The sequence below is a fragment of the Chitinophaga sp. RAB17 genome, from assembly GCF_052114225.1.
GTDB lineage: Bacteria > Bacteroidota > Bacteroidia > Chitinophagales > Chitinophagaceae > Chitinophaga.
This window is the reverse complement of record NZ_JBFREI010000001.1, coordinates 23,796-49,826: the sequence shown is the minus strand read 5'-3', so window position 1 is coordinate 49,826 and position 26,031 is coordinate 23,796. Positions and strand designations below refer to the sequence as shown.

Genomic DNA, 26,031 nt, shown 5'->3' with positions numbered 1-26,031 from the left:
GCTTCATGGATGCCATATAAACATACGTCAGCAGCAGCAGCAGGAATAGATATAATAAGCCGGCATTAACCGGATACGTTTGATAGCATAATGACAAATACGATGAACAAGAATTAAGATTTCCCGGATAACGCTTTCCCCGCCACCATGATGGCAGCGCATTTACGCGCCCTGATCGTAAACCTTTTACGCAGACACAAACAACGGACGATTGTTTGTGCCTTCTTACTTTAAATAAATAACACTTGAAATATTTTCCTGAATCTGCGTTAATGCAGTTGGAATTCGACAAAGTACAGGCATTGCTGCAAGAGCATTGTAAAACAGAACTAGGCAAGGAAATGGCCTCAGAACTGCGCCTGCACACGCATATGGATTACGTTAAATCTGCCCTCCAACAGGCACATGAATACAAGCAACTTACCCTGTTGCAAGAGAATTTCCCGAACGATTTCATCCTGAACCTGAAGAGGGAACTACGGTTGCTGTCTATCGAAGGCGCCGTACTTACCGGGGAACAGGCCATGCTGCTGCGTAAGCTGGCAGAAAGCATGCACAGCATTGTTCGCTTTTTCGATCACGACCGCCGTATCCAGTACGGAGGGCTTTTTGAGGTGATCAAAGACACCCATTACGAAAAAAAGATCACCGCCACCATTGATGAGGTGCTGGATGAACTGGGACAGGTAAGGGATAATGCTTCCCAGGAACTGGCCAAAATCAGGATGTCGTTGTTCCGCAAACGCACGGAGCTGCGCCGGGTATTTGACCGTATCCTCCAGAAACTGCAGAAACTCAATTACCTGGCCGACCAGGAGGAAGCTTTCCTGAACGGACGTAGGGTAGTGGCCATTTATGCAGAAAATAAGCGGATGGTAAAAGGACTCATTCACGGGGAATCAGATACCCGTAAAACGTCCTTCCTGGAGCCGGAAGAAACCATAGAACTCAATAACGATATACAATCGCTCGAAAGAGAAGAAGGCCGGGAAGTATACCGTATCCTCAAAGCCATGACATCGGCGCTGAGTGGCTATTCCGGGTTACTGAACAGCTACCACGAAATACTGGGCACCTTCGATTTTATCAGGGGTAAAGCCAAGCTGGCACTGGACATGGATGCCAATTACCCCATGTTACTGCCGCATGCCCAGCTAAACCTGATACAGGCGTACCACCCGTTGCTGTTGCTCTATAACCGGAAAAACAAGAAGCCGACAATACCCGTCAATATTAACCTGGATAAGGATGCGCATATCCTTGTGATCAGCGGACCGAATGCAGGTGGTAAAACCGTTACCCTGAAAACCATCGGGCTGATACAGCTAATGCTGCAATCAGGATTACTGGTGCCGGTGCATCCATCCTCCCAGATGGGCATCTTCAAACAACTGATGATCCATATCGGAGACACGCAATCGCTGGAGTTTGAGCTGAGTACCTATAGTTCTCACCTGAAGAACATGAAGTATTTCATGGAAAACGCCAATGGTAAAACGCTATTCTTTATAGATGAACTGGGGAGTGGATCCGATCCTAACCTGGGTGGTGCTTTTGCCGAAGTGATCATGGAGGAACTGGCCAAGAAACATGCTTATGGCGTAGTGACCACGCACTATCTTAACCTGAAAGTGATGGCCAATAAGGTAAGGGGCATCATTAACGGCGCGATGGGCTTTGATGAGGAAACGTTGCTGCCCATGTATAAACTCATGGTCGGTAAGCCGGGAAGCTCCTATACATTCTCCATTGCGGAGCGTATCGGGTTGCATCCTTCGTTGATTGCCCGCGCCAAGAGCCTGGTAGATGAAGGTCATTTCCAGCTGGATAAATTGTTGAATAAGGCCGAACAGGATCTGCAGAAAGTAGAAAATAAGGAAAAAGACCTGCAGAAATTACTGAAGGAAAATGAGCGTTTGAAGAAGGAGTATGAGATACTGGCAGATAAAGAACGCAAGCAGCAGCAGTATACCCTGTTGAAATTACAGAACCAGATAAAGGAAGATGACCTGCAGTATCTGAAAGATATGGAGCGGAAGCTGAAGCAGATTGTGATAGAGTGGAAACGTGCAGATGACAAGGAGAAAGTGATGAAGCAGGCCGAAATACTCCTGTTCCGCCGCCGTGAAAAACAGCATACTGAGCAACTCAATAAAAAGGTGCAGGACAAATTCCTGGAAATAAAAGGACAGGTAGAAGTAGGTATGCAGGTGAAAATTGTGACTAACCGACAGGTGGGTAAAGTGCTGGAGATCCGTGATAAGCGGGCTATCGTGAAGATTGGAAATATTCCTATCAACGTGAAGCTGAGTGATCTGGTACTGGTACAGGAAAAGCCGGCTGAAAAGGTAGATGAGGGGAAATGATATACTTAATATCTATACCCGTATAGATGGTCAAACAAAACAGAATCATCTATCTTTATCTATTCAAAAATAAAAGTGTATTACCGATAAAGTATTAAACCAATGGAAGTATTAGAACGTGTTGTAACACGAATTTCGGATGTACAGGTTTATAACTGTGATTATGCGGATGGTGCTAACTTTTTCATGGGAGAGTGGAATGGTTCCGAAGTTTGTGTAGGAGATATGAATGTGCCTCACCGGCATAACGGATATAGTATAGATATATTAATCAAGGGCCGCATCCGGCAGTCTATTGATTTTAAGCATTATGATATGGAGGCGCCGGCCCTGATGTTGATGGAACCTAACCAGGTGCATCAGCATGAGATGAGCGAGGATGCTGAGCTGATAAATATTTACTTCACTAACGACTTCCTGGTACCGGAAATGCAGGGAGTTGTTAGTTGTTGGCGTTGTGTATTCAGTTCGGGGATGGTACCATTGAATCATGAGCAACTGGAAGAGGTGCTGGCTTATGCAGATCTGATCCGGAAGGAATATAACAGCAGTAAGTTACGGAAGGAAGCGATTATCCGTAACCTGTTGAATGCTTTTGTGATTGCCTGCGGACGTATCTCTGAACCAACCGGTAACTGGATGAATGCGGAGAGTTCACAATATAATATGGCCAGACAGTTTAAGATACTGGTAGATCAGCATTTTCATGAGAAAGCGCAGGTATCTGACTATGCCGAGATGTTGTACGTTTCACCGGGGCATTTAAATGACACGGTGAAAGCATTGCTGGGAAGGAATGCCAAATTCATCATTGATGAAAAGCGCACTATGGAAGCAAAACGGCTACTGTATTGGGGTGAGCATTCTATAAAGCAGATTGCAGCGCAGTTGAATTTCGAGGATGATGCCTATTTCAATCGCTTTTTTAAGAAGCATTCCGGATTCACTCCGGCTTCTTTTCAAAAGAGTATCCGTGAAAAGTACAATTAAACCCGTAATAATTTAAACGCCCGTTAACATTAAATATCTATTTTTGCATAGTGTTTAAAATAATGATGTCGCCCGTGCATCATTCAAAATTTGAAAACCGATGAGAATTTTTTAGCGGCCAACCGCAAACCTTCATTTTCTTTTTTACAGTAGTAACATATTGCTGTACTCAAACGTATAATGTGCTGTAACATTGTATGTCCTTGAGTGTCGCGGGGCTACCTACCTGTATAACCACAACCCGATTGCTGTCATTGATATTGATCGCTGCGAAGCAAGGCTGCTTTTATTGGCCTGAGTCGCGCCGGGGGATTTTATTTTTAGTCGTTAAAAAAAATGTAGTATGAAACCATTGAAATCAACATTTACAAATTTGCCGGCAGGCTTACTTTATAGTTTTTTTGTTCTTTCGGTATTGTCTGCCTGTAGTACATCGCAGGCAAAAAATGAGGCACCACCACCAGCATCTTTACCTGTAATTCAAGCAGTTGCATTACCTGCTACAACGTTTCAGGATTTCTCTGCTTCCGTAGAAGGAACCCGTGATGTGGAAATAAGACCACAGGTAGACGGCTATCTAACGAATATTTCAGTAGATGAAGGTGAGTACGTTAGAAAAGGTCAAACACTTTTCACGATCGACAGAAGACCATATGTAGAGCAACTCAACAATGCCACTGCAAATTTACAGGCTGCAACAGCGGCATTAGCGAATGCACAAATCAACGTTGATAAATTGAAACCGCTGCTTAGTAATAATGTGGTATCGGATGTTCAATTAAAATCGGCCGAAGCAAGTTACAATTCAGCGAAAGCCAGTGTTGCCCAGGCACAGGCCCAGGTAGAAACCGCCCGTATCAATCTTGGGTTCACAAATATTAGCGCACCTAGCGATGGTTATGTAGGTAGTATTCCCTTTAAAACGGGAAGCCTTATTAGCAGAGGAATGGCAGGCGCATTAACTATTATTTCTGAAGTAAAGGATATGCGTGTTTATTTTTCTTTGAGTGAAACCGATTTCCTCAAATTCAAGGAAAAATATCCAGGTAATAGTGTTGCTGAAAAAGTAAAAGGAATGCCTGCAGTAGAATTAATCCTGGCAGATGGAAGTGTTTATCCTGAAAAAGGAAAAGTAGAAATAGTGGAAGGGCAGTTTGACAAAACTATTGGTGCAATTAGTTTACGTGCCAGCTTTCCTAATGCACAGGGAGTACTTAGAAGTGGTAGTACCGGTAAAGTCAGAGTACCTACTTTACATGCTTCTGCATTGGTAATTCCTCAGGAAGCAACGTTTGAATTGCAGGACAAAGTGTTCGTTTATACAGTGGCCGATAGTAATAAAATCGTTACAAAACCACTCACCATTTCTGGCAAAACGTCTAATTATTATTTTGTTACTGATGGCGTAAAGGTGGGGGATAAGATTGTATTATCTTCTCAATCTACCCTGATGATGGGTGGTTTAAAAGACGGCGTTGTTATTCAGCCACAGATGGTATCTACAGATAGTTTGTTGAAAGCAAAGCCGCTGCTTTAAAATATAAGCGTGAAAGCACGCCAGTGCTAAGAACGTTTACACAAAACATTATTCAAATTGTGACGCAGGCAGTGTTGTTACACACATGCACTGTTTGTGTTCGTGCGGACATACCGCAACCCATAATTGTTATTTATGTTAAAACGATTTATTGAAAGGCCGGTTTTATCTACGGTTATTTCTATCATATTGGTTATACTGGGAGGGTTGTCTTTATTCTCCCTGCCTACGGCTTTATTTCCTGAGATTGCGCCGCCATCTGTACAGGTTATAGCCAATTACCCTGGTGCCAACGGGGAGGTGATAGCCCGTACAGTTGCTACCCCGATAGAAGAATCGGTAAATGGTGTGGAGAACATGACATACATGACCTCCAATTCCAACAACGATGGTAGCTACATCCTGACGGTTTTTTTTAAACAAGGAACGGATCCTGATATTGCGGCGGTAAACGTACAAAACCGTGTATCTAAAGCTAATAGCCAGCTACCTCCCGAAGTATTACAAGCGGGGCTTTCTACACAGAAAGTACAGAGCAGCTTCCTGATGTTTGTGGCGTTATATAGCGAGGATAGCGTTAAGTATAACGAACTGTTCTTAAATAACTATGCAAGGATTAATATCATCCCTCAGTTGCAACGTATACCAGGGGTGGCACAGGTACAGCCATTTGGTTCAAAAGATTATTCGATGCGTATCTGGTTGAAACCCGACCGGCTTGTTGCGAATAATCTTTCTACAGCAGAAGTGATGAATGCGATCAAAGATCAGAACGTAGAAGCTGCACCAGGGCGTTTGGGACAAAGTAGTAAAGAATCTTTCGAGTATATTATTAAATACAAGGGAAAGTTAAATAAGCCTGAAGAGTATGAAAATATGGTGATTAAGGCAAAGAACGATGGTTCAGTTCTTCGTCTTAAAGATTTGGCCAGAGTTGAACTTGGTGGCTATACTTATACTGCTTCGAATTTGCTTGATGGCAAACCGGCTACTGGTTTTGGTATTGTGCAGACACCGGGCTCCAATGCCAATGAAATTCTTACCGAACTGGAACGACAGATTGGAGAGTTTGATAAGGCGTTACCCGGTGGTATGAAGTTTAAGATAATGTACAACTCGAAGGAATTTTTGGATGCATCTATCGACCAGGTAAAAGAAACACTGATCATTGCGTTCATTCTTGTGGCCATCGTGGTTTTCATTTTCCTGCAAGATGTGCGCTCTACATTGATCCCGGTCATTGCTGTTCCTGTTTCGATTATAGGTACCTTCTTCTTCTTACAATTATTCGGCTTTAGCATTAACCTGCTTACATTGTTCGCATTGGTACTGGCTATTGGTATTGTGGTGGATGACGCCATTGTGGTTGTAGAGGCCGTACACTCAACGATGGAACGTGAGCATTTACCGGCAAGAGAGGCAACAGTTAAAACGATGAATGAGATATCCGGTGCGATTGTTTCGATCACATTGGTAATGGCAGCAGTGTTTGTACCAGTGAGCTTTGTACAAGGTCCTGCAGGTGTATTCTATAAACAATTCGCCTTTACACTGGCCATTGCTATCTTTATTTCTGCGGTGAATGCATTAACGCTAAGTCCGGCGTTGTGTGCTTTATTCTTAAAGAACCAGCATATAGGCGAAGGTGGAAAGAAAAAAGGTTTTGGTGCCCGCTTCTTCGATGCGTTTAATACCGCTTTTAATGCCATGACGGCAAGATATATAAGGAGCATCAAATTCCTGATGAAGAACAGATGGGTGGCCATTACCGGGTTATTGCTTGTGGTGGTTGCAACAGTTTGGCTGATCAAAACAACACCTACCGGGTTTATTCCAGATGAGGATCAAGGGTTCGTAGTTGGTATAACCCAAACACCTCCTGGTAGTTCACTTAGCAGAACGGAGAATGCAACGAGCCAGATTAGTAAAATTGTGATGAAAGATGAGGGTGTGAGTGATGTATGGGCTGCAAATGGTATGAACTTCGTAACAAATGCGAACGCTTCCCCTAATGCTGCGGTATTTGTAAGGTTAAAAGATCGCAAGGAGAGAGGTGTTGTAAAAGACCCTACTGCTATTGCAGGCGGTTTGTTAGGCAAGTCAATGCAAGTACATGATGCCTTAACTTTTTTTGTTGGTTTTCCAACAATACAGGGTTTCGGTAATGTGAGCGGGGTAGAAATGATGTTGCAGGACAGAACAAACGGATCGCTGGAGAAATTAGCAGGAACGGCATGGGGTTTTGTTGGTGCATTAAGTCAGCGGCCAGAAGTGGCAAGTGCGTTCACTACTTTTAATACAGGTAATCCACAGTACACAATTGATATAGATGATATAAAAGTGAAACAATTGGGTGTATCTGTTGGTGATTTGTTGAGTACGCTGCAAACATATTATGGTAGTAGTTTCGTTTCAGACTTTAACCGTTTCGGGAAATATAGCCGCGTAATGGCGCAGGCCGACGTTTCATACCGGATGGATAAAAGTTCGTTGGATGCTATTTATGTAAAGAACAACCTGGGGACGATGGTACCAGTAAGCACAGTGGCCAAATTCACACGTGTATATGGCCCGGAAACAGTTACACGAAACAACCTGTATACTGCTGTTACCATTAATGCTACACCCAAACCAGGTTATAGCACCGGTGATGTAATTAAAGCCATTGGAGAAGTATCGAAAAAGGCATTGCCACAAGGATATGCCTATGAGTTTACGGGTATTACGAGGGAAGAGATAAGGGCAGGGAACCAAACTGCGTTCGTGTTTTTATTGAGTGTATTGTTTGTATTCTTCCTGCTGGCTGCACAGTATGAAAGCTATATCCTGCCACTGGCAGTAATCCTTACGGTACCTACGGGTATATTAGGTGTATATAGTTTCATTGGCTTTAGCGGCATAGAGGGCAATATCTACGTACAAATAGGTATGATCATGCTGATAGGGTTATTGGCTAAAAATGCGATCCTGATTGTGGAGTTTGCCCTACAACGGCGACGGGCGGGCTATAAGCTTGTTGAGGCGGCTTTGGAAGCAGCACAGCTTCGTCTTCGTCCAATATTGATGACTTCCTTTGCCTTTATTGTTGGTATGATGCCATTAATCTTTACACAGGGTGCATCTGCCAAAGGCAATCATTCAATAGGTTGGAGTACTGTAGGTGGCATGTTTACCGGGGTGGTCCTGGGGGTATTCATCATACCTGTGCTGTTTGTAATTTTCCAGTTCCTGCAAGAGAAAATCAGCCGTAAGCCGATAGTGGAAGTGGAAGCAGGACATGAGGCAAAGCTGGTACACTAAAATATTAGCATTATCTATTATCAGAATCAGAAAAAAGACAAATGAAAACAAGTTATAGCTCATTTTTAATTCTGTTGTCCTTAGTTGTAGGGTTAGCAGCATGCCGGGTTGGCCGCAATTACGAGCGGCCCCCGGTGGCGCTTCCCCAACAGTTTGGAAACGTTGCCCCATCGGATAGCAGCATAGCAGAAATAGAATGGAAGAAGTTTTTTACGGATGCCACTTTGCAGCAGTTGATAGATAAAGCCATTACCGGCAACTATGACCTGCAACTGGCTGTGAAAAAGGTAGAATCAGCGCAAGCCTATCTTAAACAGGCGAAAGTTGCCTGGTTGCCGGCTTTTAACGCCACTGCATCCGCAAGCACCAACTTCCCTTCCAAAAATAGTTTCAATGGTTTGAACCTCTCCGTGAATAACCTGGGAGATCATATCGAAGACTTCAACCTTGGAGTAGGGATGTCATGGGAAATCGATATCTGGGGCAAAATACGCCGTCAGAAAGAAGCCGCACTGGCTACTTACCTGCAGTCGTATGAAGGTGAACATGCCGTACAAACAGGACTGGTAGCAGCAGTAGCCAACAGCTATTTCAACTTGCTGATGCTGGACAACCAGTTAAGTATTGCCCGTAAAAACCTGCAACTCAGTGATACCATTGTAAAAATGATTCGTTTACAGAAAGCTGCAGGTGAAGTAACCGAGCTGGGGGTACAACAGGCCATTTCACAGCAACAGACCGCAGAACTGCTGGTACCACAGCTGGAACAGGGTATTGCTATCCAGGAAAACGCGTTGCGTATTTTAACAGGTGAACTACCGTCAACGATTACACGTAGTAGCCAGCTGAGTAATTTCCAGGTAGCTGATTCATTGCCAACAGGTATTCCTGCTACGATGATCAGTCGTCGTCCGGATGTACGTGCCAACGAAATGGGATTGGTTGCAGCTAATGCACTGGTAGGCGCTGCGCAGGGTAATATGTACCCTACATTGACCATCACCGGCAGCGGTGGTGTGAATGCCTTCAAAGCCAGCACCTGGTTTAATCTGCCAGCCTCTTTGTTTGGTACCGTAGCAGGTGGTTTAACACAACCTATTTTCCAGCGTCGCGCTTTAAAAACACAGTTGGAAGTAGCGAAAATACAGCGTGAACAGGCCGTGATCCAATTCAAGCAATCTGCTTTGAATGCAGTAGGAGAGGTGAGTAATGCCCTGGTAAAGCTGGACAAGGTGAAAGTACAACAGGAAATTGCCCAACGGCAGGTAAATACATCACAGCTGGCAGTACAACAAGCCCAAATGTTGTTCCGCAGCGGTATGGCCAACTACCTGGAAGTCATTACTGCACAGGGACGTTCCCTGCAGGCAGAACTGGCACAGGCGGACATCGACCGTCAGCGTTTAAGCGCGATGGTGGATTTGTACCGTTCCCTGGGTGGTGGCTGGAAATAAGCCATAACGATATTATCCCTCCGGGGATAGCTGGAAATAGTTACAATACTGCCTTTACGGTAGCTGGAATAAGTTACAACACTACCTTTTAACAGGTAGACGGAAATAGTAGGAATAATTAATGACGAATTACGGAGCAAAGCGAAAGACCGACAGACGAATTTTTGAATCAATAAAAGAACAATAAACAGCGCTTTCGGTCCGTAGTTCGTCATTTGTAATTTATCAGCCCCGCTCTGGTGGCTGATTTAGAAATTTTTTGCAAAAAATTTTTTTATTTTCAATTCCTTTTATACTTTTGCGTCCCACACGGAGAGTTGGCAGAGCGGTCGATTGCGGCAGTCTTGAAAACTGTTGACTGTAACAGGTCCCGGGGTTCGAATCCCTGACTCTCCGCTAAGAGCGACACAGAATTCAATATTGGATTTTGTGTCGCTTTTTCATTTTTAAGATGATGTGTATCAGGTGGTTTTTCGATTTGAAAAGTGAGGTTCGATAGAGATATTTGGGATCAAGTTGAAAAGTTGGGGATAGTGTAAATTTAAAGCACAAAGTTATGAAGGAAGAATGCTACAGATCTAAGCCTGCCAATGGCCCCAAAGCCTGCATTACCGATATTTTAAAAAGAACTTCATCTTCGTTGTCTCTAAATACTTTTTTAAGATATAGCACATTAAGAGCACCCCTCATTATAGTCAGCATTACCTTTTCATTACGTTGATATCGTCGATGTTATGCTTAACACCCGCTATGTACCTATAGTAGCACTGCAGGAGAGGTGGACTTGATGCGGGGATGGGTTCCGGATGTATAATCCCGATGAAATTGAATCAGAAGACGGGGGGAGGTCAGCAGTGACCATAGCAGGGCTGCTTCCCTACCAGGGAGGAGCTGCGGAAAGAGATGTACTATTGAAAGGAAGCAGGTATAAGGGGTTTATTCATCAAAATATCTCCAGGGGCAAGATCGCCTTATTCCAGTTGAATAATAGCTGGATATGCGCGCGTATAGGTAAGGTTAGGAAGCAATCTTGTCCGCTTGGGATAAGCACGTTTTTTAGCATATTTGGGAACCTGTGGTGCTGCCACCGCAATAATTTCGGCAGCCATATATTGTCTGTTGCCCGATGGGCCATCTTTGTATAGGGCTCTTACCTGGAAAACTACCACCAGTGAACCTTCCCCGGGGACGTCCAGCGAAACATTTGTTTCCTGGAAAGTGGTAGCCGGATCAATCATTAGTGTGATCGTTTCGCTACCCGTCACCTGACGTGATGTAAAATCAATACGCGTTGCGATCACTTTTACTTCCAGTGCAGCGATACCTTTATACCCGGCGATGGTTTGTGCGGGGATATTTAATATCCCGTTAGGGAAAAGCCGGGGAGCCACCGGGAAAAAACGATCTACTCCGGTATGTTGATTGAAGCGGAAGCCTGTGATGGCTTCGTGATGATCGCCGGCAGCAATGAGTAGCTTGTTGAGCCGATTGATGTGGGCGCCGTCACAATGGATATCCAGGTGGCTATAGAAAGCATGCCGGATAAAAGCACCTTTCCTGCTGGCGATGCCAAAGCGCCGGGATGCGCGGCGGGTAGCAGTGGTTTGGCGTACACTTTCCGGCATGGAGCGCAGGAAGTATTGGCCATTGCGCTTATACCCAATGAGATTCCCGAGTTTTCCCGTAAAGGAAATGACAGACATTTGTTTTGCCATGGGAGATTATTTTGATTACTATAAATATAACATAATCCGGGGAATGTGTTTTCGGGATAGATGGAAGATTCGCTAAAGCTAATGCCATGAGAATTGTATAATATTCAAAGATAGTGTAGTGGTGATTTGAGAATGGCAAACGTGAGTGTATGGGCCTTTAGAGCATATTGAAAAAAGATATTCCCCATAGTAATTTGCTGAGATTCATGGTAAGGGATGTGGAAAATACTCAGGAAAAGCAGGAGCAAAATTACGACCATTATTGAAGGACCCCATTGAATAATCCAGTGAGCAGAAAAATTATCTTCGGGTGAATGGCCGGCAGATTATATTTAAACAGTCTTTACTGCTTAAATATAATCTGCCGGTTATTTAATGATCGTCTGGACAAGAAGTTACCTCTTAAAGAAAGTAACGGAAACTGATACAAATGGAAAGATTGGTTTTGACAAGTTGGCCCAAAAGCAGACATCCCTCCCGGGGGATACATTGTTTTTTTGAGTTATTCATTATAAAAGCTAATTTGTTGGAAACAATCCTGATTTGAAAATATTTGCCTGCCTTGTTTTGTTGTTGATGCTATCCTGTACTGCGCACAGCCAGGAAGAGTTTGTTCATTCTCTTAAGAAAGCGCTCCCGGCTATTACCGACAGCGCCCAATATGTGGATGTACTGAATAAATTAAGTATGCTATCATATGAGCAGGATGCAGATACCACACTCATCTACGGGAATAGGGCACTGGAAATAGCTTACAGAATCGATTATCCCCAGGGGATAGCGGACGCCACCAATAATCTGGCTATATATTTTGACATAAAAGGGAGCAATGAGCTTGCCCTGCGCTACTATGGCGATGCCTATAAACAATATGACGCAATCGGCGATTCTTCCAATCTGGTACAAGTACTGATGAATATTGCAATGGTTTATAATACCAATGGTAATAAGGAGAAGGCGTTGAATCATTTTAGGAGAGCCCTGGACCTTGGCGCTACACTAAGAAATGACTCTATCATGTCGCTGGTCATTTATAATTTCATTCTTCAATATCCGGAACAGTTTGCCGCTGACTCAGTAGACCAATACATCAATAAAGCAATCAGGATAGCTCAAAAATACCATGACATCCGCGTGCTGCTGGCAGTGGGGCAATTGCAGGCTAACAGATATCTTGAGAAGAGAGATACTGCAAATTGCATCCAGCTGTTACAGCGTGTGCTGTCCGGTGGACTGCGTGGAAAACTATACTTTATGAGTCTCGATGTGCTGATAGAACTGGCGGATTTATATGCTGGTACTGATTCTGCTACAGCCGTGAACTTCTACCAGCAGGCATTAAATATTACAAAAGCAAAAAAATACAGAAGCTATGAGTTAAATGTAGATAACAAGCTGTATGAGTTTTATATTACCAGGAAGAATGACCAAAAAGCTTATGAGTATAGTGCAGCACTGGTGGCTCTATACCGGGAAAAACAGGAAGTAGACAACCAATCGGGCATTGATTATATTACCTATGCACTGAAGAATCAGCAGCTCGAAATAATACGGGAAGAGAAAGGCTATGCCACCCGTTTATTGTGGTTGGTGGGTATAGCATGTATACTTGCCGGAATTATCATTTACTTGCTTTGGCGAAACAAAAGAAGAAATGAGCGTGTTCATGCCAGGTTAGAAAAACAATATGAACAACTGACCACCATCACAGCAGCACTTGAGGCTAGTAATAAGAATTACGTGCGACTTATAAGGGTGGTAGCGCATGACTTACGGAATCCGATAGGGGCTGTCAGCGCTTTCGCAGATATGATGCTGGATATCCCACCATCGGCCTGGGAGAAGGAATGGATGGCCCTGATCGATCAGGCCAGTAAAGGATGCTTGCAATTAATTACTGAGTTACTGGAAACAGATTTCGATATCGGGAACCAACCCCTCGAGAAAGAAATGACAGATGTAAATGCGCTGCTACAGGAATCGGTAAAGTTATTGGCCTATCGCGCTGCGGAAAAAAAACAAACACTGATTCTTCCGAAAGCCAATCCTGCTTTTATGCTGGGAGACAAAAGGAAACTTTCCCGGGTCGTTGATAACCTGGTAGGAAATGCTATTAAATTCAGCCATGAAGGGGCAACTATTGAGGTCATGGTAGAAAAAACATCCAACCTATCTGAAAATAAACCAGGCAGTATCACCATATCGGTGCGCGACAATGGTATCGGTATTCCACCCGAAATGGCGGCCAGGATATTTGAGCCATTTGAAAGTACGATTAAACGAAAAGGGACATCCGGAGAGCCCTCTTTTGGCCTTGGCCTCTATATATGTCGGCAGATTGTTGAAGCACATGGAGGACATATCTGGTTTGAAAGCCAGCCTGGACAAGGATCAACATTTTATATTTCGTTTAAGCAATAATTGTTGTACGATGCTTTCATCCCAGAATCATTGTCATTTACCGAAATAGTTTGCAGTTGGCGGCTAGCTGTCAATATCCAGCAGCCAGCATTCAAATCCCAATATTGTAACATCTGAGGAACCAGCATGAGTGAATGTTATTTATTAACGCAGAGTTAATTCATCCATATTCCTGTGGCCCGGAACAAAGCTTATTTTACGATTAGGATAAAAACATCAGCATATGGCAGTCTATGTTTGTTACCACTTTAATCATTTAAAAGAACGTTACTTTAAACCCAATTTTATGAAAAGAGTACTATTCTTTGTAGCTGGATTTTTAGTTTGCTTTTTATTTTCATTTGCGGCGGGATCGCAGTCGTTCAATATTCATACAAGGCCACCGGGGCCTATGGTAGTAACGGTATTTAATAACGAAATCCCCGGTACGTATTATCAAACAACCAACGTGATGTGGAGTCCGTCTGGCGGAACTTCACCCAGTTTGAATACGTATGATCTGGATTCGCCCAACTCGTATGTTATACAGGAATTTGGCGGAGCCGTACAATCCTCCACTACCAGTGGTGTTTCCTATTCCTATCCTGTTAACAGCCCGGTATGGAAACAAATTAATTTTACTGTCACAGGAGGAAATTATGTGGCAGTAGTACAGGTGCAGTTTGGTACTAATCACGAAGTGAGTGTAAGGGTGATCTGGTCCACAGGGCACTAGTCTGACAATAAAACATAGATTGCCATCCTGATGTATTTACACCACCCTTATTTACACACCTATGTCTTCCATCGGTTTTACCACATGCTGAGAGGTACCGCTGCCGGTGATTTAATTAATGACAGCATTGCTTGCCTGAGGAAATGAAACCGGCTACTTATCCAATGAGAAAAAGCCGATGGGATTGCCCTCTGTGTCAATACATACACTGCAGTAGCCTGGTGCGTCCACCGGGAATTTGGATTTTAAGATTTTACCGCCGGCTTCTATTACTTTTTTTTCACTCGCAGTACAATCATCAGTAGGAAAATATACAATCGTGTTTACTGCTTTTTCGTCCCCGTTTTTTGTGCCTTCCATTTCTATCAATGAGCCGCTAACAATGCTGCTGTCTTTGCCTGTAGCAAAGGTGGCAATTTTAAATTTTGGAATGCCTGGCCCACCTGGTGTTTCCACCACGTTATTTATTTTTTCATTCAATACTTTTGTGTAAAAGTCTCTGGCTCTGTAAATGTCTTTTACATAAATTTCAAACCAGCAAACGATATTTTTTTTCATAACGGAGTATTTTTTAATTGGGAGTAGATGATGTCAATGGGTGCTATTATAGCTAAACATACAAAGTAGAAAAGTGTTTATTCTTTTCTGCCTGCTTTTTTTCAGATCTGGTAAAGTACCAATCTGCTTTCAGGTTCATATTATTCGTTATTAATTAAGAAAGGTGACCTTCCTGGAGCAGCTCTTGTATGCGGTCGTGTGCCATATTTATTCCGTGGGCAAACGGCATTTTAAGTAGTTGATCCCTGATGTCAACAGATTTAAATATCATCTGCATCGTAAGTTTACTGGTGTTGTCCGTAAGTTTTTCGAATTCGATAAATTCCAATTGAACAGGAAATGGGGCATTTTCCATTTCAAACGTCCGTGTAATTTTTTCGTTTGGAATAAAATCAAGTGTTACGCCGCTGGCGCCATAAATTTTGTTTCCTTTAAGGTCAATTGTTTCAAGCTGCCAGATACCGAATTTTTTATTTTCCTGTTTTAGCACTTTTGTTGCGCCGTTTTTGTGCGACATCCAGTGCTCAATAATTTCAGGCTCGGCATGTGCTTTGAAAAGCAACTCCAACGGCAAATCAAATTCCCTTGTAATGATTAAATCCTGCTTGCCATCTTCGGCATGGATTTTTGTTTTTTGTTCCATCTTTTTTAGTTTTTTGATTTATAATTTTTCATCACGCTTTCTAATTTGTTAAAGATATCATCCCACATTTTGCGGAATAGCTCGATAAAGTCAGGTACGTCTTTCATACTTTTGCATTAAAGTGATAATAAATTTCTCTGCCGTTTTGTGCTTATTTAAGCAATTCACATTTAGTAAGTGTTTGCAGATGTTTTGAAACGATGGGGCTTGCTGTGTCAAAGTTTGCGACTGTAGCACCCCGATAGTCATTGGTGGAGAAGCAGGCAATAGCAGGATAGTCCTTCTGACGGGACCTGCGATGGCCTTGAATGCATCTCGTTTTACATTTTATGTAGCTATTTGACTACTAATATAAGTGTAGTTATTTAACTACGCAAATTTTTTTTCAGGCTTTTTAGCCAATATGTGTTTGTGCCAAGTGGGGCGACATAATCACCCAATCTCCGCAGATAACATGACTAAAGCAGAAGCCAGTAGATTAATATCTACTGGCTTTTGCTTTTAGCAGAATGCTGATACACATCGCTGATTATTTCTACCGCCTTTTACTCACTTTATCCTTGAGTACGATCCGTCTTCAAATTTTATCTGATAAGGGGAGTTGAAGAACCTGCTTGGTTTATAGTAGTCGGTTGTAATGATTTGTGCGCCGGATTGCTGCGCTTTATTAAAACGGGTATAATCATTAGCGCGGGCTTCTCTGGTATCTGCATCGGCGCGTGTACGAATGATGTAGCCTTTGCTAACCAGGGAGGGTATTTCGGCGTCTTCAGGATCGTTTCTGAACATAGCTGCTGCTTCCGGTGTCCCTGGCTTTGCATTTGCAAATATTACCCTTCCTTTTAAAGAGGGGTGGTCCTTTATGTACAGGTCCCTTTTTGGACCGCTATCATCTAACATGAAGAAAAACCGTCCCCTGGCATCTTTGAGGGATGGCCAGTTCCTGTTTAATACTGCTGCTTCCAGTGTTTTATATTTTCCGCGTACGAGGTCCGGGGTAATGAGTTTGCTGTCGCCCAGAATGGATCTGATAACGGCATCCAGCTCATCAAACAATTCGGGGGTAAAGGCTTCAGGTGTTGTACCGAAACGATTGGTTCCTCCATCTTTTGGTTCAAGCGTAATAAAAACCGGGATGTGACCGGGGTTTGCATCAGACCAGGCCCTCAATTGCTGTAAGTATTGCTTAAAAGTTGGTGTGGAGGTTCTAAAGTCGATATCGGGTATGTGGATCACTTTAAACCCGGGCTCTTTCATCAGTCCCGCGGTGTCATAAGGCTGATCCGGTGTAACCAGATCTAATCCTTTCGGATGTGCGTATTTGCCGCCTTTACAGTCGGCATATACATCTACTTCGAGGTTTCTAAGGCCCAGATTTAACTGTTCCGTAATGGGGATATGCTCATATTGAAGTGCATTCAACTGATTGGCGGAGTCCCTGGCCTTTATAAAGTTGTACAAAGCCGGTTCGATGGCGTTTTTATAACTGTTGTGCGACCCGATAACCTGTAAGGAGTTGAGTTTTGGGTTCTCCTTCTGTGAATAGGCTTGCTGGGCGAGGCCTGTAAAAAGAAACACGGAAAGGGCTGAAATAAAAGGTCTCATAACTACGCAGTTGATGATAATGAATTACCTGAATGTAAAAGTATACGGTTTTAATACAGGTTGGCAAGATAAGTCCGGATCCTCAGATCTTCCATTAAATAAGGTTAATAAAAGATTAAGGGGTTCTCCCCGGATCTTAAGAACACGGAAATGTGTAGCGACTGGTTACCACATTACATCCATATAAAATCCTTTAGTGGATGATTTGTTGCTGGTCAGATTCCTTAGATGCTGCTATGGTGATATTGATTAATTCAAATATGGTACGGTCAATCATCTCACACATATTATCAAGCGCGAGATCATTGGTTTCCATACCAAAGGGTTCTTCAATTTCATCGGCAATGGCTTCAAACGCAACAAATGTGTACGCAATGAACGACACAATAAATGGTGTAAACCATCCCAGGCTGTCTACTAATCCAAATGGGAGCAAGAAGCAGTAAATATAAATGGTGCGGTGCAGTAGTACGCTATAACTATACGGAATGGGAGTGGACACAATTCTTTCACAGCCGCCCGCTACCTCTTCCAGTTTATCAATATTTTCATCAAAACGGGCTTGCTGGATGGAGTCAATTCTGTTTTCCATTCTTGCTTTTTGGACCCATTCTGCCAACAGTTTCGTGATGATAATGTACTTAAACTGTGTATTGGCTACTAATTTAAATTGCTTTTCATTAAGGCGCTTTTCCAGATCCGGCAGGGCGTCTGTTCCTCTTAGGTGATGTTTTAACGCATAATTGAATGCACTGAGTAGTTGTACAAATCCTAGTGTGGAGCCCTCCTCAGCTGTGGAATTTACCAGGGTTAAAGCTTGCCGGGTTAAAGATCGCGTGATATTTAGTAACGCTCCCCAGAGCTTACGCCCTTCCCAAAAACGCTCGTAGCTCGCATTATTACGAAAGCCAAGAAATAATGCCAGCACGAATCCAAACAGGGTAAATGGCGCAGGATTCAGCGGGACCTTAAAGGAGAAAATAGTGCCATGGAGATACACTATCACGAGTGATAATATAAATAACAGTATTAAACGAGGTAGTAATCGCGGCAATACGGAACCGTTCCATATAAAAAGCATTCTGAACCAGTGCTCTTTTTTCCTTCTAATCATACAATTGGCTCATGGATTTTATGGTACAATAGTACTGCTTTTATCATCGATTTGGACAAAGAAGGGTCATTCAACCCACATATTCATTCCAGCACCTCTTTATTGGCGCTGGAATGAGGCGGTATTCATTTTAAGGAACACAGTCCGTATATTGCAGGCCGGGTGGCAATACCATGGTTGTAAAAATGGAGACCCTGTTTGAAGCCCGGCAATATGAACGATTATTGAAGAAGAACTTTTAAAGCAATTCGGCACCTATATGAACGAAAGAAAACTCCTTAGCCAAAGACATCCCATCTTATATTTTTTAGCGGTTTGGGCCAGAAGGTTAAGGCGTTATGCAGATTGGTATTTTGACAATAAAGCGTATGTGAAGGAGTTTAGCTCGGAGAAATTACCGTATAGAGTGAAAAAACATCAATCTGTTTTATTGAAGAAACTGGGGGATAGTGACCGGCAATTACAAATCAACAAGGTTACTAACTTAAATATTGCCACCAGGAAAATTGATGGCATCATCATCAGGCCAGGTCAAACATTTTCATTTTGTAAACTGGTTGGCCGGCCTACCAAAAGAAAAGGCTACTTACCAGGAATGGAACTATCATTTGGGGAAGCAAGGGCCGGAATTGGCGGCGGAATTTGCCAGATTTCAAATTTAATTCACTGGTTGGTGATTCATAGTCCATTAACAGTTACCGAACGTTATCACCATTCATTTGATCCATTCCCGGACGATGGCAGAGTGTTGCCCTTTGGAAGCGGAGCGACCGTATTTTATAATTACCGCGATTATCAATTTACCAACAATACCGATTACACTTTCCAGATCAATCTTTGGTTTACGGACAAATGCCTGGAGGGTGAGCTTCGCATGGATACAGAGCTGGATTATGTTTATCATGTTACAGAGAAAGACCACCAGTTTTTAAAGATTGATGGACAGTTTTACCGAAAGAACGAAATCTGGAGAGATAAGAAATTAAAATTTAAAGGTGGTGAAATTGTAAAAACAGAACTTCTCACAAAAAACTTTGCAAGAGTAACCTATACCCCCCCAAATTATATAGACGAAAAACAATAACCGATCTCTATCCTGGATTAATTACTCAAATTTAAACGTAAGCTCAAATAGGTATCCAACAAAAGATATCTGCATGAATAGATGTTATCTTCCTAAAGTTAATATCTGCAAACTAGTAATCAATTTTGACGTATAACTGTTGAAGTATTCACGGTATATTTGGTATACAACAAATTAGCACGTAGCTATTGTGCAGATGAGAAGAAATGTAACCTTCGTTATGAAGTCATCCGTGCTATATCAAGCCATTTCAGCCAAAGTAAGCAACCTTTTTCTCTATCCTGCAGGCAACAAGAAAAATAGACTTACCTGTTTATGCGATTTCCATTTCTGATGACTGGTACCTTACAGTCAACGGGTATTCTATGACACTATTTAAAATCATTTTATGACAGGTTTATCCGGAAAGATAACAGGGTTATTGTGTTCTGTAACAAAATAACATTGTCTTGTTATAGGCCAGACCTCAGAAAATCCGGATGGAGATTATCCATTTAACGATTCGACAGCAAACGTATTTGTGAAACGTGGCTCCGCGCCATTTAAACAACCTATTACAGTACCTGCCAACACTTAGGCAGCGGTAACGTGTGCGCGCGAACAGGATACAAAAAACGGGTATCTCTGCGGGCATCGGCTACGAATTCAGAAAGTACATACAGCGCCAATTTTTACTGGTAACTAATCTGTCAGGATTGTTATCCGGATGAGATGTTATTGGCGCTATTCTCCTGTGCAGGTGTTCAGATAGTTTGATATTAGAAATGCCACGGACTTAAAATATATAAGTGATCGCATCAAAAGTGAGGCGACCTTTTTAAAAACCAAAACAAAAATACGACACGTATGAAAAAGGTTATGTATTGTATTGCAATACTTCTAATGAGTACCACCCTGGTGTATGCACAGCAGCACCAGGTCTCGGGAAAAGTTACAGGAGAAGACGGGGCTCCGGTTTCCTTCGCCACTATCAGGATAAAAAATAATACTGCGGGCGTACTGGCCGACAACGATGGCAGGTTTTCCATCATTGTATCCGGTAATGATGCCGTATTGCAAGTGCATAGTATTGGCTACCAGCCACGTGAAATTGTGGTAGGCAGTATGCTAAACATAGCTATTACGCTGCTTCCCGACTCCAAAAACCTGGGAGAGCTTGTGGTGACTGCTATGAATGTGAAAAGGAAGAAAAATGAACTGGCTTATTCTGCTCAGGTAGTGAGCGGTGAAGAACTGAACAGAGCAAGAACGAGCAATATTGTCAACTCTCTCTCCGGAAAAGTTGCAGGACTCCAGGTGAGTCAGAATAACACCATGGGAGGCTCTTCCAACATTGTGCTGAGAGGTAGCAAATCCATTTCCTTTAACAACCAGGCGTTGTTTGTAATTGACGGTGTACCGGTAGATAATTCAAATAAGAATTCAGGCACACAGGTACTGGGCCGCGGGGGATACGATTACGGCAACGCTGCCGCTGATATTAACCAGGACGATGTGGAGTCGGTAAACGTGCTTAAAGGCGCCGCTGCAACAGCGCTGTATGGTTCACGTGCAGCCAATGGCGTTATTATGATCACCACCAAAAAAGGACGGAAGGGTTTGGGGATTACTATAAATACAGGCGTCACTTTTGGTGCTGTTGACAAAAGTACCTTACCTGTTTATCAGAAACAATTCGGGGAAGGGTATTATGATCCTCAGAGTGTTGTTTATGGTTCTCCCGATGGATATTTTTTTTATGAAGATGTAAATGGAGATGGAATAAAAGACCTGATATCACCGATGACAGAAGATGCTTCCTATGGAGCTCCCTACAATCCATCTTTAATGGTATATGACTGGCGGTCTTTTTACAAGGGTTCTCCTACTTATGGCAAACCGCAACCCTTTGTGGCCCCGGAGCATGACCCTAATAGTTTTTATGAAAACCCTCTTACTACTAACAACAGCATCTTAATAGATGGTGGTGGAGATAATGGTTATTTCAAACTGGGATATACCAAAACATCAGAAAAGGGCATACTACCCAACAGTAAGCTAGGCAAGGATATGGTGAACTTTGGTGCTTCGTATAAGATATCTGACCGACTGACTGCTTCCGGTAGCATTAATTACACTTTTACTAATGGAAAAGGAAGATACGGTACAGGATATGATCCCAACAACATTATGCGCAGCTTCCGGCAGTTTTATGCGCTGAATGTGGATATGATGGATCTGAAAGCAGCTTATTTCAATACAGGTAAAAATACTACCTGGAACAGGAAAAGCATCACCGATCCCAGTCCCTTATATGAGAACAATCCCTATTGGACCAGGTATAAAAATTTTGAAACGGATGAACGCTACCGCTATTTCGGAAATGCCGCGTTGAACTATAAAGTTAACAGCTGGCTCGATGTTTTGGGACGTGTTTCACTGGACTCGTACAGCGAAATGCAGGATGAAAGAGTGGCTGTTGGCAGCAAGGGTGTTTCTTCCTATAACCGGTTTAACCGCATGTTTAGTGAATATAACTACGACCTCCTGTTAAACGCAAATAAAAACATTACCAAGGATCTCAATGTTAAAGGATTATTGGGTAGCAATATCCGCAGAACAAAAATAAGCTCTATTTATGCAGCGACTAACGGGGGACTGTCTGCACCGGATTTGTATACACTCGACAATTCCAAAAACCCGATACAGGCTCCTACAGAGCTTTTAAGTGAAACACAGGTAGATGGTATTTTTGCTGGTGTTAACCTGGGATTTAAAGAAATGTTGTTCCTGGATGCGACTGTACGCAGGGATCGTTCTTCCACTTTACCGGCGCATAATAATACTTACTATTATCCTTCTGTATCTGGTGGTTTTGTATTTTCACAACTACTTAAAAATGTGCCCTGGCTGAGTCTGGGTAAAGTAAGGCTTAACTATGCGGAGGTAGGCAGCGATGCTCCGCCTTTAAACGTGCTTACCACCTATGATAAGCCTGCTCCTTTTGGTAATGCGTTGCTGTTCTCTGTTGCCGGCAGGCTTAATAATCCTGATCTGCAACCGGAACGGACAAAGAGTGCAGAAGGCGGGCTTGAACTGTCTTTTTTCCGCAATCGTCTCGGCTTCGATATCACCTATTATAAAACCAATACTGTAAATCAGATCCTTGCCACACCGGTATCAACTGCTGCAGGCTATACCAGTAAAGTAGTGAATGCCGGTAACGTGGAAAATAAAGGGATAGAGGTTAGTGTAAACGCGACGCCCGTAAAAACCCGCGATTTTTCCTGGACAGTAAACCTCAACTGGGCACGTAACCGGAATAAAGTGCTTTCGTTGCCAGCTGGAATAGACAATGTATTGCTGGGTGGCGGCACCTACCAGAGCGGCATTTCTCTCAACGCTTCTTTAAACGAACCATATGGCGTTATCAGGGGAACTGACTTTGTTATTGATCCTGCAAGCGGACAACGCATAGTAGGAGATAACGGCTATTATAAAACAGGCGGTAACGGCGTTATTGGTAATCCTAATCCTGACTGGATTGGAGGTATTACCAATAGCTTTAAATATAAAAATCTCAGTCTGAGTTTCCTCGTGGACATGCGCCAGGGCGGCCAGTTGTTCTCGCTGGATATGTTTTATGGCACCGGTGCCGGCTTATATCCCAATACAACGGGGCTGAATGAGCTGGGGAAATCTGTACGTGATACAGGACCTGATGGAGGTGTTATTTACCAGGGGGTTACAGTAGATGCCGATGGTAAAAGCAAGCCTAATACGAAAAGAGTGCCTTACACCGGGCAGAGAGGACTGGGTAACAATTCAAGCCCGCATTCAGAATTTATATATGATGCCAGTTATATTAAACTGAGAGAAGTAGCCATTAATTATTCTTTACCGGAAACATTGATCTCAAAAATGCACTTGTTTAAAGGAATTGACGTGGCACTTATCGCCCGCAATCTGTGGATTATCCACAAAAACCTTCCTTATGCCGATCCTGAAGATAATTTAGGCGCAGGCAATCTGCAGGGCTTTATGGGCGGCAGCTATCCTACTTCCCGGACATTTGGTTTTAACCTGAAGTTTAGATTCTAAAAAATTAGCAACATGAAGAAAGCAACAATATTTTTTGGGTTATGTACGATAGTGCTGTTGTCCTGTACCAAAACGGATCTCAACACACCAACCAAAGGCGCTGCTATAGCACCGGGCGCCACATTGGTTACCGCTGCGCAAAAGAGTCTGGTAGATGCGATGACCAATAGTAGTGTATTCAACAATGTATTTCGTTTGATGGCACAGTACTGGGCGCAAACAACCTATCCAACGGAGAGCCAGTACCGGCTGCAGGAAAGAAAGGTACCGGATACATTCTGGGATCCCATGTACCGCGATGTGCTGAAAGACCTGGAAGAGGCTAAAAGGCTGATTCCAGGGGAAATAAATCCGGACCGGGTGCAAGTCAGCAATCAGCTGTTGATTATCGATATGTTACAGGTGTATACTTATTCTATATTGGTAAGCACTTTTGGTGACATACCGTATACACAGGCATTAAAGAACAGCAACATGTTACCTTCTTACGACAAGCAGGACGTTGTTTTCGCTGATTTACTGAAAAGACTGGACGCAGACATCAGCGGGCTGGATGCTAAAGGAGCAGGCTTCGATAATAATAATGATATTATTTATAACGGATCCGTATCTGCCTGGATTAAATTTGGCAACAGTCTGAAATTAAGGCTTGGATTGCAGCTGGCAGATGTTGACCAGACAAAAGCCAAAACAATCATAGAATCTGCAGCAGCAGACAAAGGCGGATTAATACTGGCCGCCACAGATAACGCCCGGTTAAAATACATGGTGGCCCCTCCGAACAATAATCCCGTATGGGCAGATGTTGTTCAGGGTGGACGTACTGATTGGGTCCCTGCCAATACGATCGTGGACGTTATGAATAATTTGCAGGATCCGAGAAGAAAAGCATTTTTTACCCTGAAAGATGCCGGCTACCTTGGTGGAATATATGGTTCTGCCAATACGTATGGCACCTACTCCCATTTTAACCCGGCTACTACCGCGGCTGATTTTGAAGCACTTTTATTTGATAACAGTGAAACAGAGTTTTTACTGGCAGAAGCAAAAGAAAGAGGATTTAATGTACCTGGTACCGCCATCACGCATTATAATAATGGGGTGAAAGCTTCTCTTGTTTACTGGGGATGTACGGATGCTGAATATAATTCTTATATCAGCCAGGCGAATGTTGCTTATGATAAGGCGCCCGGCGATTATAAAAAGAAGATAGGAACACAGCAATACCTGGCATTTTATAACCGCGGAGTAGAAGGTTGGCTGGCGTGGCGGAGATATGATTATCCTGTATTCAATGTTCCTGTAGACCTTACCTACAATGATATTCCCAAGCGTTACATCTACCCGATTGCGGAGCAAAATTTGAATGCCAGTAACTATGCCGCGGCATCTGCCAGTATTGGTGGAGATAAATTAACAACCAGGCTTTTCTGGGACAAATTCTGATATCTACTAATAAAAAAGAGAAAAAGCGATCTATCGCTTTTTCTCTTTTTTGTACTATCATAGAGATGTTCTTTCCATCTGCTATTTATGCATTTAATTTCGTATCCGCCGCCAACTGTTCCCACTCGGCCAGATCTTTTAAAAGGTTTTCGCTGTGTTGTTTAATGGCAACAACAGCATCTTCTCCTAATTGTAATCTCAGCGGTGTGTTGGGTGCCGACAGGGCTTTGTCGATCGCCGCCGCTGCTTTGGCAGGATCTCCTTCCTGTGTGCCATGCATTGTTTTGGCGAAATTTCTTGTGGGCCCAACGGTACTTTCGTAAGCCGCTATTTCCGGCATGTGCTTCATGGCAGCACCAGCCAGTTCTGTTTTGAATTGACCCGGCTCTACAATCATTACTTTAATTCCCAGAGGAGCCATTTCACCTGCCAAAGCTTCTGAGAGGCCTTCCAGTGCAAATTTAGAGGCGGAATAAGCCGCAAATCCGGGAAAGGATAGTTGTCCGCCCATACTGCTGATATTCACTATAGCACCCGATTGCTGCTGTCTGAACAGGGGCAGCAGGGCGTTGGTTACACTTACCRCACCAAAAAAGTTGGTGTCCATCAGTGCACGTAACTCCGCTTCCGGTGTTTCTTCTACGGCACCTACAATGCTATAGCCGGCGTTGTTAATGAGTACATCCACACGACCAAAACGAGCGATGACCGCTTTTACGGCGGCTGCTATTTCGTCGTTGTTGTTAACATCCATCCTGATTGCTTCTACCTGATCAGGCGCCAGCATTTTGATGCTTTCCAGTTTATCGAGCCGCCTTGCGGTAACTACTACCTGGTAGCCCTGTTGAATGGCATATTCTGCAAATGATTTTCCAAAGCCGCCAGATGCGCCCGTGATGAACCATACTTTTTTAACGTTGTTTTCCATAATGATAATAATGCTGATTTTGACTGGAGTTTGCTGTGTGATAGTTGATTGTAAAAATAATATATTTTATCAGCA

Annotated in this window: 16 protein-coding genes and 1 tRNA gene; 11 read left to right on the top strand and 6 right to left on the bottom strand. The window is 43.1% G+C overall.

The features are described 5' to 3' along the window. The first annotated feature begins 245 nt into the window (after positions 1-245). From AB4Z08_RS00125 to AB4Z08_RS00100, 6 genes are all read left to right on the top strand, one after another. Positions 246-2,366, top strand: coding sequence for an endonuclease MutS2 (locus AB4Z08_RS00125; protein WP_441571733.1), 2,121 nt, complete (start codon positions 246-248; stop codon positions 2,364-2,366). Positions 2,367-2,468: 102 nt separating this feature from the next. Continuing rightward, positions 2,469-3,356 (top strand): helix-turn-helix domain-containing protein, encoded by an 888-nt coding sequence (locus AB4Z08_RS00120; protein ID WP_441571732.1) that lies wholly within the window; start codon positions 2,469-2,471, stop codon positions 3,354-3,356. A 343-nt stretch (positions 3,357-3,699) separates the two neighbouring features. After that, positions 3,700-4,893 carry an efflux RND transporter periplasmic adaptor subunit gene (locus AB4Z08_RS00115; RefSeq protein ID WP_441571731.1) on the top strand — a complete coding sequence of 398 codons (1,194 nt, stop codon included), beginning with the start codon at positions 3,700-3,702 and terminating at the stop codon, positions 4,891-4,893. Positions 4,894-5,028: 135 nt separating this feature from the next. After that, the gene (locus tag AB4Z08_RS00110; protein WP_441571730.1) at positions 5,029-8,193 is read left to right on the top strand and encodes an efflux RND transporter permease subunit; all 3,165 of its coding nucleotides are present in this window, start codon (positions 5,029-5,031) and stop codon (positions 8,191-8,193) included. Between the two features lie 41 nt (positions 8,194-8,234). Further along, complete coding sequence (locus tag AB4Z08_RS00105; RefSeq protein ID WP_441571729.1) at positions 8,235-9,647, top strand: efflux transporter outer membrane subunit; 1,413 nt, start codon at positions 8,235-8,237, stop codon at positions 9,645-9,647. Positions 9,648-9,958: 311 nt separating this feature from the next. Then, positions 9,959-10,043 (top strand) — tRNA-Ser (locus AB4Z08_RS00100). A gap of 575 nt (positions 10,044-10,618) precedes the next feature. Here AB4Z08_RS00100 and AB4Z08_RS00095 read toward each other — a convergent pair. Beyond that, on the bottom strand, positions 10,619-11,362 hold the full coding sequence (locus AB4Z08_RS00095; RefSeq protein ID WP_441571728.1) for a hypothetical protein: 744 nt from the start codon (positions 11,360-11,362) through the stop codon (positions 10,619-10,621). A 543-nt stretch (positions 11,363-11,905) separates the two neighbouring features. On the opposite strand from AB4Z08_RS00095, the gene AB4Z08_RS00090 reads away from it, so the two are divergent. Continuing rightward, on the top strand, positions 11,906-13,783 hold the full coding sequence (locus AB4Z08_RS00090) for an ATP-binding protein (protein ID WP_441571727.1): 1,878 nt from the start codon (positions 11,906-11,908) through the stop codon (positions 13,781-13,783). A 286-nt stretch (positions 13,784-14,069) separates the two neighbouring features. Next, positions 14,070-14,498 carry a hypothetical protein gene (locus AB4Z08_RS00085; protein ID WP_441571726.1) on the top strand — a complete coding sequence of 143 codons (429 nt, stop codon included), beginning with the start codon at positions 14,070-14,072 and terminating at the stop codon, positions 14,496-14,498. A 153-nt stretch (positions 14,499-14,651) separates the two neighbouring features. Here AB4Z08_RS00085 and AB4Z08_RS00080 read toward each other — a convergent pair whose 3' ends face one another. The 4 genes from AB4Z08_RS00080 to AB4Z08_RS00065 all read right to left on the bottom strand — a co-directional run bounded on the left by AB4Z08_RS00080 (position 14,652) and on the right by AB4Z08_RS00065 (position 18,418). Next, positions 14,652-15,056: a VOC family protein gene (locus AB4Z08_RS00080; protein ID WP_441571725.1), complete on the bottom strand. Its 405-nt coding sequence runs from the start codon at positions 15,054-15,056 to the stop codon at positions 14,652-14,654. Between the two features lie 154 nt (positions 15,057-15,210). Then, the gene (locus AB4Z08_RS00075) at positions 15,211-15,699 is read right to left on the bottom strand and encodes an SRPBCC domain-containing protein (RefSeq protein WP_441571724.1); all 489 of its coding nucleotides are present in this window, start codon (positions 15,697-15,699) and stop codon (positions 15,211-15,213) included. Positions 15,700-16,248: 549 nt separating this feature from the next. After that, a complete protein-coding gene (locus AB4Z08_RS00070; protein WP_441571723.1) occupies positions 16,249-17,304 on the bottom strand; it encodes a phosphatidylinositol-specific phospholipase C1-like protein in 1,056 nt (351 codons plus the stop codon). A gap of 193 nt (positions 17,305-17,497) precedes the next feature. Further along, positions 17,498-18,418, bottom strand: coding sequence for a bestrophin family protein (locus AB4Z08_RS00065; RefSeq protein WP_441571722.1), 921 nt, complete (start codon positions 18,416-18,418; stop codon positions 17,498-17,500). A 259-nt stretch (positions 18,419-18,677) separates the two neighbouring features. Here AB4Z08_RS00065 and AB4Z08_RS00060 point away from each other — a divergent pair, with 259 nt between their 5' ends. The 3 genes from AB4Z08_RS00060 (at position 18,678) to AB4Z08_RS00050 (ending at position 25,028) form a co-directional block, all read left to right on the top strand. Beyond that, positions 18,678-19,502, top strand: a complete 825-nt coding sequence (locus AB4Z08_RS00060; protein ID WP_441571721.1) for a VanW family protein — start codon at positions 18,678-18,680, stop codon at positions 19,500-19,502. A gap of 846 nt (positions 19,503-20,348) precedes the next feature. Beyond that, entirely contained in the window at positions 20,349-23,582 is a 3,234-nt protein-coding gene (locus tag AB4Z08_RS00055) for a SusC/RagA family TonB-linked outer membrane protein (protein ID WP_441571720.1), read from the top strand. 12 nt (positions 23,583-23,594) lie between these two features. Beyond that, entirely contained in the window at positions 23,595-25,028 is a 1,434-nt protein-coding gene (locus AB4Z08_RS00050; protein WP_441571719.1) for a SusD/RagB family nutrient-binding outer membrane lipoprotein, read from the top strand. Positions 25,029-25,113: 85 nt separating this feature from the next. Here the strand turns inward: AB4Z08_RS00050 and AB4Z08_RS00045 are convergent, their stop codons facing one another. Further along, positions 25,114-25,956, bottom strand: coding sequence for an oxidoreductase (locus AB4Z08_RS00045; protein ID WP_441571718.1), 843 nt, complete (start codon positions 25,954-25,956; stop codon positions 25,114-25,116). Positions 25,957-26,031: the final 75 nt, after the last annotated feature.

Coding starts and splice junctions, on each gene's coding strand:
- AB4Z08_RS00120 (WP_441571732.1), top strand. CDS start 2,469: ATGGAAGTATTAGAACGTGTTGTAACACGAATTTCGGATGTACAGGTT.
- AB4Z08_RS00115 (WP_441571731.1), top strand. CDS start 3,700: ATGAAACCATTGAAATCAACATTTACAAATTTGCCGGCAGGCTTACTT.
- AB4Z08_RS00110 (WP_441571730.1), top strand. CDS start 5,029: ATGTTAAAACGATTTATTGAAAGGCCGGTTTTATCTACGGTTATTTCT.
- AB4Z08_RS00105 (WP_441571729.1), top strand. CDS start 8,235: ATGAAAACAAGTTATAGCTCATTTTTAATTCTGTTGTCCTTAGTTGTA.
- AB4Z08_RS00095 (WP_441571728.1), bottom strand. CDS start 11,362: ATGGCAAAACAAATGTCTGTCATTTCCTTTACGGGAAAACTCGGGAAT.
- AB4Z08_RS00085 (WP_441571726.1), top strand. CDS start 14,070: ATGAAAAGAGTACTATTCTTTGTAGCTGGATTTTTAGTTTGCTTTTTA.
- AB4Z08_RS00080 (WP_441571725.1), bottom strand. CDS start 15,056: ATGAAAAAAAATATCGTTTGCTGGTTTGAAATTTATGTAAAAGACATT.
- AB4Z08_RS00075 (WP_441571724.1), bottom strand. CDS start 15,699: ATGGAACAAAAAACAAAAATCCATGCCGAAGATGGCAAGCAGGATTTA.
- AB4Z08_RS00070 (WP_441571723.1), bottom strand. CDS start 17,304: ATGAGACCTTTTATTTCAGCCCTTTCCGTGTTTCTTTTTACAGGCCTC.
- AB4Z08_RS00065 (WP_441571722.1), bottom strand. CDS start 18,418: ATGATTAGAAGGAAAAAAGAGCACTGGTTCAGAATGCTTTTTATATGG.
- AB4Z08_RS00060 (WP_441571721.1), top strand. CDS start 18,678: ATGAACGAAAGAAAACTCCTTAGCCAAAGACATCCCATCTTATATTTT.
- AB4Z08_RS00055 (WP_441571720.1), top strand. CDS start 20,349: ATGAAAAAGGTTATGTATTGTATTGCAATACTTCTAATGAGTACCACC.
- AB4Z08_RS00050 (WP_441571719.1), top strand. CDS start 23,595: ATGAAGAAAGCAACAATATTTTTTGGGTTATGTACGATAGTGCTGTTG.